6 protein-coding genes are annotated in these 13,231 nt (G+C 36.0%); all 6 read right to left on the bottom strand.

Annotated elements, in window-relative coordinates:
- Nucleotides 1-107 precede the first annotated feature (107 nt).
- The 6 genes from JC605_RS03555 to JC605_RS03530 all read right to left on the bottom strand — a co-directional run bounded on the left by JC605_RS03555 (nt 108) and on the right by JC605_RS03530 (nt 13,135).
- Entirely contained in the window at nt 108-3,224 is a 3,117-nt protein-coding gene (locus JC605_RS03555) for an Ig-like domain-containing protein (protein ID WP_198854899.1), read from the bottom strand.
- Between the two features lie 267 nt (nt 3,225-3,491).
- The gene (locus JC605_RS03550) at nt 3,492-5,672 is read right to left on the bottom strand and encodes a glycoside hydrolase family 97 protein (protein WP_370569048.1); all 2,181 of its coding nucleotides are present in this window, start codon (nt 5,670-5,672) and stop codon (nt 3,492-3,494) included.
- A 44-nt stretch (nt 5,673-5,716) separates the two neighbouring features.
- Nucleotides 5,717-7,111 carry an alpha-amylase family glycosyl hydrolase gene (locus JC605_RS03545; RefSeq protein ID WP_198854898.1) on the bottom strand — a complete coding sequence of 465 codons (1,395 nt, stop codon included), beginning with the start codon at nt 7,109-7,111 and terminating at the stop codon, nt 5,717-5,719.
- A gap of 113 nt (nt 7,112-7,224) precedes the next feature.
- Entirely contained in the window at nt 7,225-8,307 is a 1,083-nt protein-coding gene (locus JC605_RS03540; RefSeq protein ID WP_198854897.1) for a SusE domain-containing protein, read from the bottom strand.
- A 98-nt stretch (nt 8,308-8,405) separates the two neighbouring features.
- On the bottom strand, nt 8,406-9,899 hold the full coding sequence (locus JC605_RS03535; protein WP_198854896.1) for a RagB/SusD family nutrient uptake outer membrane protein: 1,494 nt from the start codon (nt 9,897-9,899) through the stop codon (nt 8,406-8,408).
- 8 nt (nt 9,900-9,907) lie between these two features.
- Nucleotides 9,908-13,135, bottom strand: coding sequence for a SusC/RagA family TonB-linked outer membrane protein (locus JC605_RS03530; protein ID WP_233074019.1), 3,228 nt, complete (start codon nt 13,133-13,135; stop codon nt 9,908-9,910).
- Nucleotides 13,136-13,231 lie beyond the last annotated feature (96 nt).

Raw genomic sequence — 13,231 nt, 5'->3', positions numbered from 1 at the left:
ATTTTGAAGATTAAAAAATCATTTAAATCCTTTTAATCTGTGGCAAAATAAAATAAAAAAAGGCGTATGAAATTTTCATACGCCTTGATTTTTCAGCTAAAACCAGCTTATTTAACAATCAGTTTTTTGGTCACATTAAAATCTTTAGAAATAATATTTACAATATAAATTCCAGAAGATAAATGATGATTTACTTGCCCTGAAGATGAAAGTCTTTCAGTTAGAAGAGTTCTTCCGTTCAAATCAGAAACGAAAATTTCTGCAGTATCTCCACTTGCTAATTCTGGCATTAAAATATTAAATACATTGTTTGTAGCTGGATTTGGGTAAATACCGATTACTGGTTCTGTTGCAGAAACTTCTTCTGCGTTTGAAATCATTCTTGATGTGCCTACAGTTGTTGGTTCCAATTGCCATTGAGCGCTGTACCAGCCGTCTTGCGAATTTCCGTATTGCGCAGCACCAGTTTGGTTTTCGATATGAATAATATTTCCGGTTTGCCATCTGTTTCTTAAACGAACCCAAGTTCCGTCAATGTAATCGCTAGACCATTGCGCGCTCCAGAAAGTAGTATCGGTTATGTTACATTGTACATTTCCTGTCTGGCCCTCAATATTCATTAATTCTCCTGTTGCTACGTTTTTAAGAACAAAATAAGTGGCATCAATTGCGATTTTTTGCCATTTGTAATTGTTGCCAGAAACAGATGTTCCGTAACCTGTATTTGTTCCTGCGTCAGATAAATAAGCGCCTGTCCATCTGTTTTTGATCGTGTAGTAATTTCCTCCTCCTGAAGCTGTTGTAACCGATACCAAACAAGTGCTGGTTTTGTTTCCGTCAACAGTTGCAACGGTAATTGTTGCTGTTCCATTCGCTACAGCGGTAATTAAACCAGAAGCATTTACAGTTGCGACAGCTGTATTGTTTGAACTATAGGTTACCGATTTATTAGTTGCATTTGCAGGAAGAATTGTTGGGGTTAATTGCTGTGTTCCGCCAACGTTTAATGAAGCTGTTGTTGGACTTAAACTAACACTTGTAACCGCAACACCAGTTCCTGGATTAGAATCGTACCAAGCGCTGTTCATGTACCATCCGTTTTTATCTCTGCTTAAATCTGCTGTTTGGTTTGTTCCGTCATTGAAAATTAAATTGGTCGAAGTTACATTTGTAAAAGTATAGCTGTACCAGCCGTTTCCAGCATCGGTCATGTTTACTCCTGGCCAGTTTACGGTTGCTAAAACTCCTGTTGGTAAAGTATTCCAATAGTAGATTTTAATTCCAGTTCCCCAATTTGATGGTTTGTAGAAATAAACAGTAAAATTGGTATTCGGATTAACCGTAATTGTAGCCGAAGCTGTTTTGTTTCCGTCTTGTGTCGTTGCTGTAATCGTTGCAGTTCCTGCAGCAACTGCTGTTACAAGTCCGCTTGCATTTACCGTTGCAATTGCGGTATTGCTTGAACTCCAAGTTATATTTTTGTTCGTTGCGTTTGTAGGAGAGATTGTCGCTGTAAGCTGTTGTGTATTTCCTGCATACAAACTTGCTGAGGTAGGAGATACTGCTACAGAAGAAACAGGAATTGCAGCAACAGTGATAGCCGAAGTTGCTGTTTTATTTCCGTCAACTGTTTTAACCGTAATTGTTGCTGTTCCTGCTGCTGCAGCCGTAACTAAACCAGAAGCATTTACAGTTGCAACAGCTGTATTGCTCGATGTCCAAGTTACATTTTGATTGGTTGCATTTGCTGGAGCAATTGTCGCATTTAATTGCTGTGTTGATCCTAAACCAACAGTTACCGTAGTTGGACTAACAGAAACTCCTGTAACCGCAACAACAGGTGCATTTGTATTGGTTAAAACTAAATATTCGTAAGCAGCAAAATTACGTGTAGCACCTGCAGTTAAAGTCACAGAAGCATTATTGTTATAAGGATTAACATAAGTTCCTGCCAAAGCTGCTGGAATAACATATGATTTAGCCGCATTTCTCAAATTCGACATTACGATTACTTTTTCTGAACCTAATGTTTTAGTGAAAATACTGATATCGTCATTTGCATAAGTTGTTAAATCACCACGTCTGATTGCGGCACTTGTTGTTCTAAAGTTTAAAATTTTAGCAAAATCGGCTGCAGCAGTTGGATTTTGAGACCAGTTAAATTTAAAGTTTGTCCAAGGCCAATCTGTTTTTGGTTCATAATCAATTTCTTGTCCGCTCATTAGGAAAGGAACACCTCTCATATAAGCCGAAACCAAGAAATTGGCAACAATTCCGTTGTGATTTTTAAATACAACAAAGGGTCTTCTCACGCCATCATCATTGGTATAAGTATCATGGTTACCTGTATATCTAACGATTTGCTGATTTCCAGTAGCTTTAGCATATTCATAAGTAGTCTGATCTTGGATTCTTTGAGAAACAGGTCCGCCATTAGCAATATCATATAAACCGCTATGAAACCATCTATCTCCATAATTCATGTCGAAACCAACCTGAAAGTTTTCTTGTCTATCGCCTTCGGCTAACATCAATAAATTATGGGAAGTTATGCTTCGAAGATTTGAATTCACTTCAGACCAAAAATCTAAAGGAGGATTATTCGCATAATCGCAACGGTAACCGTCAATATTGGCAGCAAAAATCCAGTAACGCATGGCATCTTTTATGGCTGCTCGTGTAGCAGAACTATTAAGATCAAGCGCTGCAATATCGGAGAAGTTTCCTAATTGCTGAATCGTGGTTCCGGTTCTCTTGTAATATTCAGGATGTGAAGCAACCCAAACGTTGTCCCAAGAAGTTCCATTGATGGCAATATCTAGAATTACAGCCATTCCGCGACTGTGAGCACCATCAACCAAAGTTCTTAAATCGGCTAAAGATCCATATTCAGAACCCACGGCTTTAAAATCTTTGATACAATAGGGAGAAGCCGAACTGCGAGAATCGGTACCATGTGGGAAAATAGGCATTAGATAAATAACATTGGTGCCCAATGCTTTTATATTGTCTAATCTAGCGGTTACTCCAGCTAAGTCTCCGTTGGCACTAAAAGGGCGTATATGCACTTGATACATATTGACATCTCTCGTGTCTGGCACACCGGCAAAAGGTGTTCCATATTGCGGAGGATCTTGCGCATAAACTGAACTTGCAAATAATAATAGAAAGCAAATTAATGCTTTGGTAATATGAAATAATCTTGGGGTAATTTTGATTTTCATAATAGTAGTTTTTTGCATGCTTGTCGGCATTTCTTAACTAAAATTCATTCTCACTCGCATTGCATTTAAATTCGACAAACATTTGTGGTTAATAGTTTTCAAAATAGTAAGTTTTTTTTGCTCAAAAATGAGCATAGTTTTTTTGCCACGAATTGCACTAATTTTTTAAATAGTATTAATTCGTGTAATTGCTTCGCCTGTTCGCTATCGCTCGAGTCGTAGCAAAAAGCTTAGAAACTTAGTGGCTCAGAGCCTTAGAATCTTAAGTTATAATTTTTTCAATCCTTTTAATTCTGTAGCAGTCGCTTCTTTAATGCTGATGGCAACACCACCACCAGGAGCTAAATACTGTTTTAATTTTGTTTTTGAGTTTACGATAACTTTAGTAACCGTATATTTTTGTGGATTCTGATTCCAATTGGCCTCTTTAGCATCGGCATAAATAGTGGCAACGAAATTTTTTCCTGCAGATAAATAATCAAATGAAATGTTTGCTGTTCTTGCATTTTCATCTGTGATTCCGCCAATAAACCATTCGTTTTTACCTTTTGCTTTTCTTGCAATTGTAATATAATCTCCCGGTTCGGCTTCTAGAATATAACTGTTATCCCAATCTACGGCAACGTCTTTGATGAACTGAAATGCATCTGGAAAACGCTCGTAATTTCCAGGAATATCAGCAGCCATTTGCAACGGACTGTACATAGTTACATAATATGCCAATTGTTTTACTAAAGTGGTATTTACGCGTTGTGTACTTCCTGTTCCATAATACGAAAGATCGGTCTGAAAAATTCCCGGAGTGTAATCCATCGGTCCGCCCATTAATCTTGTAAAAGGTAAAATGGTTGTGTGATCTGGTGCTAAACCTCCCATAGATTCGAACTCGGTACCGCGTGCAGATTCCTGAGCAATCCAGTTTGGATAAGTACGGTTTAATCCAGTCGGACGAACTGCTTCGTGGCTGTCAATCATAATTTTATAATCGGCTGCACGTTTGGCAACATTAATGTAATGATTCACCATCCATTGTCCGTCGTGATGTTCGCCACGAGGAATAATTTTTCCAACATAACCCGTTTTTACAGCATCGTAACCATTGTCATTCATAAACTGAAAAGCACGATCTAAACGTCTTTCGTAATTGGTTGCAGATCCCGACGTTTCGTGATGCATGATAATTTTCACTCCTTTTGAAGCGGCATATTCATGAACCGCTTTTACATCAAAATCAGGATAAGCTGTTACATAATCAAAAACTTCTTCTTTCCAGTTGTTAATCCAGTCTTCCCAGCCAATATTCCATCCTTCGATAAGAATTGCATCGAAACCATTTTGAGCAGCAAAATCAATGTATTCTTTTGCACGTTCTGTTGTGGCTCCATGTTTTCCGTTTGGAGTAAGTTTGGTAAAATCATCGGTTAATTTTACATTGGTTTCTTTTCCAAAAGCCCACGTACTTCTTCCTGCAACAAAATATTCCCACCAAATTCCGATGAACTTTACAGGTTTAATCCATGAAACGTCTTTGTAACTTGTTGGTTCATTTAAATTCAGAATTAATTTTGAAGCTAAAATATCTGTTGCTTTATCACTTACAACAATAGTTCTCCAAGGCGATTGTGCATCGGTTTGCATATAACCTTTTGCTCCAACAGCATCTGGCGCCAAATGACTAATCATTTTATTGTTTACAGGATCAACTTCAAGATACATTGCTGGATAATTAATCAATGCTGCTTCGTGAATGTTGATGTACAAGCCATCATCAGACTTCATCATTGACGGCGTTTGTACCGATAATGCTGCAATTGGCCACTGCGAATTGATTTCGATTGTGGCTTTTTTCATCAGCGAAGGAATCTCTGAAATCTTTGAAGTAGTATAAGCATATTCGTTGGTGTCATAATCTCCTGGAATCCAGAAAATTTTGTGATTTCCGGCTAAATTGAATTCGGAACGTTCTTCTTTAATTACAAAATAATTTAGGTCATTTTGTTTTGGAAATTCATATCGAAACCCTAATCCGTCATTGAATAAACGGAAACGGATTCTGATAAATCTGTTATTGTTTTTCGCTTGCGCTAAAGTGACAAGCAATTCGTTGTAATGATTGCGAATTGTTTTTTCTTCACCTAAAACCGGATTCCAACTTTCATCGACAGAAGATTGTGCTGTATTTGTAACGGTAAAACCATCCAAAAACGAAGGCATATTTTGAAGTTCTAAACCTAAAGAACTAGGTTTAATAACCGGTTTTTGTTTGTATGATAATTGATAAGACGGAATTCCGCCTTCTTTCAATTCAAATTTTAGCGAAAGATTTTTGTCTGGCGACATTATTTCTTGTGCTTTTACTGCAAATGTACAGGTGCAAACGAAAAATAAAAACGCTAGTTTTTTGCCCAAACGAATTTGGAACTGTATTTTTTTGGATTGAAAATTCATGTTATTTACTTTTTTTCAAATCTTAGGATTATAAGAAGCTTTTGTTATTTTTTAAGAATAAGGTATTGATAAGCTTCTAAATTAATTTCTGAAGCAATAGAAATTGGATTGCCAGTTAATGCATCTGTCCAATTGGTGTTGGCCAAAGCTGTTGGAGCGGTATATTTAACCGATTTGTTTTTAATGTTCGCCACAATTAAGACTTTATCAGTTGTAGTTTCCATAGTAAAAACACTTGCATCGTTACTGCTGTAGCCCGTTAGTTTTCCTTTTCGAAGTGCTTCACTCGAATTTCTAAATGCAATTATTTTTTGGTATTCTAAAAGCATATCATTATCTGCAGTAGACCAATCTATTGGCACATTGTCAAAATAATCAATGCGTTTGTTATAGCCAATTTCTTGACCATTGTAAATCATAGGAACAGATTTCATGCTTGATGCAATTACAAATGCTGCTAAAGAACCTTTTTTGCCTCCAAAAAGCTCAAGTGGAGTTCCGTCAGAAAGATTCACGTCGTGATTTGTGGTGTAACGCACAATTCTTTTTGAAGCATCTAGTTGTCCGTATTCTTTAGAACTTTCTGTTTGAAGATAACTTGCAGGCTGCGCTTCTGAGAATACTTTTTCTAAAGCACCGAAATAAGCAAAACCAAAAGTATAATCGAATCCAGCATCATAATGATTGGCTCTTGAACCTTCGGCCATTAAAATCATTCTTTGGTTTTTGATTTTACGGATTTTAGTTATTGCTTCTGACCAGAAAGTTACAGGAACAAAATCGGCAGCATCACATCTGAAACCATCAATATTGGCATTATAAACCCAATAAGACATGGCATCGATCATGGCTTTTTTCATTTCTGCATTAGTATAATTTAATTGTGCAACATCTTGCCAGTTGGTTCCTGGCGGAATAGTAATGTTTCCGCTGGCATCTTTCTGGTACCAGTCTGGATGTGCTGTAATCCATTGATTATCCCAAGAAGTATGATTGGCAACCCAGTCTAAAATTACCGCCATATTTTTGCTGTGTGCTTCTGTAACTAGAGCGCGAAGGTCTTCTAAGTTTCCATAATCAGAATTAACGGCTTTATAGTCTTTAATTGAATAAGGAGAACCTAATTTTCCTGCCATTTTTATTTTTCCAACAGGATAAATAGGCATTAGATAAATGACGTTTGCACCTAATTTCTGAATGTCTCCAAGTCGTTTCTGAACACCTTTTAAGTTTCCTTCTGGACTGAAAGAACGTACGTTTACCTGATAAATTACGGCATCTTCATTGGCTGCAACTTTATCAAATGGGGATCCATATTGCTGATATTCGTTTTCTGTTCCCGTGTTTGGATCTGGTTTCGGATTTTCTTCAGAAGAACTGCACGATATAAAAGCTAAAGAAAGCAGTAAAGCAAGAAAAATGTTGGTGTTAGACTTCATAATTTTAGAATTAAATTTGATAGAATTTGAGCTTTAGTTTTTAGATAACCTGCCTTTTGCTCAGAAAGGCAGGTATCACTCAAAACTAATCTATCATGTATGAATATGTTAGATTATTTTTTAACTATAGTGCAAGTTGCTGTTGCAGGATAGCCATTTGTGTTTGGATCTGTTTCATCAATCGTGAATGTAACGTCGTAAGTTCCCGCTTCGGTAATGGTATAAGAACCTTGATCGTCACGATTAATTGTATTTGTTGTAGCATCTTTTGGTCCGTAATTAACATCCCATTTGTTGTTCAATCTGAATTTTAATGCTCCAGGAACCAAATCTGCTGTTACTTTCCATGTTTTTGTCTGATGGTCATAGCTCATCGGTGTGCTGTTATCCCATCCACCAGTTTGAGCTGTTCCAACAATTCCCCAAGCATAAGCTGTTGCTGACCATTTTAAAGTATTAAGATTTACTTTAATTTGATAAGAACCTTCGCCAGGCATTTGTAAGTCTGTTGTATTCATTTTCTGGATGTTATCGCCACCACTAGAACCATAAAATTCTTCCCAGTTTCTAGCAGTATTTACTTTAAATCCTGTTCCATAACCTGGAAGAACTGATGCATAACCTTGGTAAACGCCTTTTTCAATAGCAGTTAAAACAGAAGCAGTTTCAACATTCCATTCGCCTTGGTAAGAACCTGGCATGTAAATTTCGCCAAAAACAATTGCTTTTTCGTAAGGAGTAATGGTTAATTCAACATTTTTTGAAAAAACTTTTCTATCCATTTGAGCTTCAACACGCACAATAAGTTTGTTGGCTTTATCTGCAGGCAAACCTAAATCTGTTGCAATTTTATTGAAATCTCTAACTGAAAAAGTCTTAGTCAAAACATCTTGTCCTACTTCAATACGAGTTGCGTTTAGCCATGCATTTGAGCCTGTTATATCTGAAGGAACATCAAATTGTACTGCATATGTTACAGGCGCTTCAATAGGAAAAGTAACTTTATCCCAAGAAATGGTAATTGCATCTGTATCTGCATTGTCTTCCAGAAGCACAAAAGTGGTACTTGGTGTAATTTTTATTTCAGATGGGAACTGAACATCTTTTAGATAGGTCAATTCGGCATCATTTTCACAAGCAGCTCCAACAATAAGCAAGGCTGTAAGTGCAAATAATCTATTTATATATTTTTTCATATGTAGTTATTATTTGTTTTAAAGTACCATGAGACTGCCGAACTTCTTTTATTGAATTTATTTTTGAGGAACGGCAATTTCATATCAAGTACTTTTAATTAGTAACCTGGATTTTGTTTAAGACTTGGATTAGCATTTAAAGCCGAAGTTGGAATAGGATATATTTTTCTATATTCTTCTGAACTTTCCATGAATTGTTTTGGAGATAAAAAGGTACCAAAACGAATCATATCTTGTCTTCTGTGACCTTCCCAGTTCAATTCTAATCCTCTTTCGTTATAAATATCAGTTAGAGTTGGCACATTATCCAAAGCGCCTAAACCAGCACGTTGTCTAACAGCATCGATAGATGGTTTTGCAGCGGCAGGATTATTTAAACGAACATTACATTCTGCCATCATTAAAAGAACATCTGCATATCTGTAAATAGGGAAGTCGTTTGATGCTCCTCCGCCGTTTCTTGGGGTTGCTGGGTAGAATTTAACGTTACGAACACCTTCTTGCGCACCAGCTCCAGGATTATCCAATGAACTTATATCAAGAGTATAGTTTGTTCCACCTGGTTGTTCTCCTATTAAGAATTGTTTTTTACGAATATCATTGTCAGTATATTTTAGATAAAAATCTTTTGGAACAATTGTACCATTCCATCCGCTGTATCCAAAAAGAGCTTGGCAGTGAGGACCGTATAAACTTCTAACAGTAAAAATATTTCTAGACACAACATCTACAGTAGTGTATATAGAAAGGATAGTTTCGTCATCTGGTAGCACATCGCCAAACAATTCATAATACGTATTTCCAAGCGGACTTGAGGCATTGTTTGATGCAGGGTGAAGATTAAAGTTTCCTTCAGAAACCTTTTGACAAGCAGCTAAACACTCAGCCCATTTTGCTTGCCCTGTATAAACTTCTGCATTTAAGTATACTTTTGCTAATAAGGTATAAGCAGCCCATTTATTGAAACGCCCGTAATAATTTCCTCCTTTTGTTCCAGAAAGCAATTCTACGTTTTCAGTCAATTCTTTTACAATGAAATCATAAACTTCTTTACGACTCACTTGCGGAATTTTATCTACGGTTGTGTTATTGTCTGTGTAGAAAGGAATGTTTCCGTAATCGTCCATTAATAGATAATAGAAAAAAGCGCGCAATACTTTAGCTTCTGCAATCTTTGAAGCATCGGCTTTGGCGGTTTCCAGTTGAGAAACAGCTAAATTGGCAGCGAAAATAGATTTGTAAAGCCAATTCCAAGTATTGTTTACCATTAAATCTGTTGGAAGCCATTGATGCATGTAAACACGAGCAAAATCCAACTGCCAGTCACCTGTATTTCTATGCGGAATAACTTGTTCATCTGCCGACATACAGTTTAAATCGTACCAGCCGTTATCAGCTCCAGCATAACCCTTTCCATCCCAATTTCCTCCAATTTGACCATAAACACTGGCAAGGGCAACATCAGCACCTTCGGGTGAATTATAAAAATCGTTCTGAGGGTATTTATCGTACACATTTTCATCAATATTGGTGCAACCAACAAGAGACAGGAAAGTTAAACTCCCTAGTATTAATATATTTTTGATTTTCATTTCTTTTACTATTTAAATTTTACATTTAAACCTATAGCGATACTTCTTGTACGAGGATAAATTCCTCTATCTGCACCAAAGTTGTCCTCAGGTTTTCCACTTCCACTCAAAGTTACCTCTGGGTCTATACCAGAATAGTTGGTAATAAGTAAAAGATTGTTTCCAGTAAGTGAGATTCTAACAGATTCGATGTATTTAACATCTGTGAAACGAAAATTATATCCAGCAGTAACATTTTCTAGACGCAAGAATGAACCATCTTCTAAATACATATCTGAGGCATAAGGAGAAGAATAAATTCCTTCGTCTACAGCACTTGCTAAAATGTTAGATTTACCAATATTTTCAAGGCGGCTTATGTTGGCACGTACTTGGTTATAGATTTTATTTCCTCCCGAACCTCTCCACAACATTGAAGCATCAAAATTTTTATGAACAAAAGTTGGATTAAATGCATAAGTATATTTTGGTAATGCAGATCCGCTAATAACTCTATCTGGGCTTCTGTCACCTTGATCAATTATACCATTTCCATCACGATCTTCAACAGTTTCAATTCCTGCAGCATCTACACCCGTATGATGTAAAATATTGTAAGTTCCAACAGGCTGTCCTTTTATTAAATAAGAGTTAGCGCCATTTGCTCCCCAAGCAACATAATCTGTGTTTAAAGGAACTCCATTGATGCTTCCGCTTAAATTAAGCACTTCGTTTTTTATTAGCGAAACGTTTCCTGCAAGTGTAAGAGTTGTATTTTCATTTTTAATTACATCATAAGCAAGAGAAACCTCAAGACCTTTATTCAAAATGCTTCCTACGTTTGCCTTAATTTTATTGTAAGGATATGGAGGCTGAGGTACTGTATAATCAAATAATAAATTATCAGTTGTAGAAGTATAAACATCGATAGTTCCTCGTAGTCTACTTTCTAACAAAGCAAAGTCAAGACCAATGTTGGTTTGTTTTTTTGTTTCCCATTTCAAATCAGGATTTGCATTTTGACTTGGAAAAAAGTTTGTGATTTGCTGACCTCCAAAATAAATTGTTGAAGGATCTCCAAGTCCGACTAATGCAATTGAACCTTGCGGCAATAAATTTTGCTGATTTCCTGTAACTCCATATCCTGCACGTAATTTAAGCTCATTAAATAGTGTTTGGTTTGCCATGAATGACTCCTTAGTTACTTGCCAAGCTACAGAAGCAGAAGGGAAATATCCCCATTTTTGATTAGATCCAAAAACAGAAGCACCATCTTTTCTTAAACTTGCCGTAAATAAATAACGATCGGCATAAGAGTAGTTAATACGATTTAAGAAAGAAACTAAAGTTCTGTCTGACTTAGACGATTTCATATCTCCAGGAAGAACTTTAGAGAAATCTCCAAGCTGTAGACTATTATAAGTTGTTATGTCGTTAATAAAACCTCTTATTTGAGAATAATTATCTTGATATAATTGTTTTTGCCATTCGTACAAAGCCAAAACATTAAGACTGTGAAGACCAAAAGTCTTTTTGTAATTCAGGCTAATATCCATCAATTTTTCATTTTGTCTGCTATCTGTGATATTAGCAAAGCCTTTTTGATCAATTGCGTGCGAATCTGTAGATTTTGCAGGATCATAAAAACCTATAGTTTTATTGGTTTTTCTCCAGCTTCCAAACCATCCAGCTGTTAATCCGTCAAATAAATCTAAGTCAGCTTTTAAACTTCCAAATAAATTATCAGCCTCAGACTCATTTATAATTTCCTGTTGTGCAGCGTATGGATTTAAGTATTGAAAAACGTTTGGATCTGTAAAATACGTTCCGTCAGTATTAAAAACAGGATCAGTTGGGCGCATTAAATATGCATTTGTAATTAAGTTAGAAACATAATTTACACGTCCGATAGATTGAATACTAGATGTTGTAAAATCGGTTCCGTTGTTTAAATTATAAGTCAGTTTTAATTTTCCGTCTAAGGCAGTTTGTGATGCTTGAACACGGGCAATGTATTTTTTATTGTTTGAATTAATTACAACCCCATCTTGCAAAATGGCACTAATTGAGGCTCTATAACTAAATTTATCAGCACCACCGCCAAAAGACAAAGTATGGTTTTGAGTTACTCCAGTTTTAGTCAAAAGACCATACCAATCTGTGTCAGAACCATGATTTGCAGATGCAGGAACACCAACTTTTTGTGCAGCTTCCCACCATTGATTTGCATCTAGCATATCCAATTTTTTTGGGATAAAATCAATAGAAGTATTTCCAATGTATTCTATAGTAGTTTTGCCTGCTTTATTTTTTTTAGTAGTAACCATAATTACACCAGAAGCACCTCTAGAACCATAAATAGCTGTTGCCGATGCATCTTTTAAGATATCGATATTTTCGATTTCAGTTGGTGGAATCTGACTTAATAAGTCTAAGTTTCCCTGAATTCCATCTACAACAACTAAAGGATCGTTTCCCCCAATAAGAGAAGAAATACCTCTAATACGCACACTCGGAGCACCTCCTGGCTCACTACCAATTTGATTGATATTTACACCCGCAGCTTTTCCCGAAATCAATTGTAATGGATTTACAATTGCTCCTTGATTCATATCTTTTGAATTGATAGAAGATACTGCTCCAGTAACATCCTTACGAGCTGCAGTACCGTAACCTACCAATACAACTTCTTGTAAATTTGTTGCATCTGGTTCCAGTTGAACATTTAAAGTACCATTACCAGCTGCAACTTTTTTTGTTTTATATCCTACAAAACTTATTACAATCACAGAAGAACTGCTTTCGACAATAAATTTAAATTTACCATCATAATCAGTTACAGTGCTGTTTTTTGTGCCTTCTTCTAAAATAGACGCACCAGGAAGTGGAGCACCATTTTCGTCAGTAATAATTCCAGAAATAGTTTCTTTTTCATATTCAATATTTTGTGATTTTAGTTCTGGCTTTTTAAGGATAATTTGCGTGTCACGAATTTTAAATTCAGTAAACGTTCCTTTAAAGATTTTATCCAAAACAGTGTAGATCGATTGTTCTTTTACAGAAATCGAAACCGTTCGATCTAAGTCGACATCACTCATTTTGTAAATAAATCTGAAATCCGTTTTTTGTTCAATGGTCTCAATAACCTTTTCGATTGTTGAATTGTTCAAATCAAGAGTAACTTTTGTTTTTTGGGCATAAGTACTTGCTTTGATATTAAACATGGCGACCAAAATAAGTAGTGTAGTTAATTTCAATTTTAGGTCATTTTGGAACAATGAGTATAGAAACCCATTATTCTTAGATTTTTTTTTCATAATTTTGTTAATTGATTGTAGTTAATTCGTTATATT

It is taken from the genome of Flavobacterium sp. IB48, assembly GCF_016405855.1.
Lineage (GTDB): Bacteria > Bacteroidota > Bacteroidia > Flavobacteriales > Flavobacteriaceae > Flavobacterium > Flavobacterium ginsengisoli.
This window is presented reverse-complemented; position numbering and strand designations above follow the sequence as displayed.

Bases quoted from the DNA above. Each gene is read 5' to 3' on its own strand.
- JC605_RS03555 (WP_198854899.1), bottom strand. From the start codon at position 3,224: ATGAAAATCAAAATTACCCCAAGATTATTTCATATTACCAAAGCATTA.
- JC605_RS03550 (WP_370569048.1), bottom strand. From the start codon at position 5,672: ATGAATTTTCAATCCAAAAAAATACAGTTCCAAATTCGTTTGGGCAAA.
- JC605_RS03545 (WP_198854898.1), bottom strand. From the start codon at position 7,111: ATGAAGTCTAACACCAACATTTTTCTTGCTTTACTGCTTTCTTTAGCT.
- JC605_RS03540 (WP_198854897.1), bottom strand. From the start codon at position 8,307: ATGAAAAAATATATAAATAGATTATTTGCACTTACAGCCTTGCTTATT.
- JC605_RS03535 (WP_198854896.1), bottom strand. From the start codon at position 9,899: ATGAAAATCAAAAATATATTAATACTAGGGAGTTTAACTTTCCTGTCT.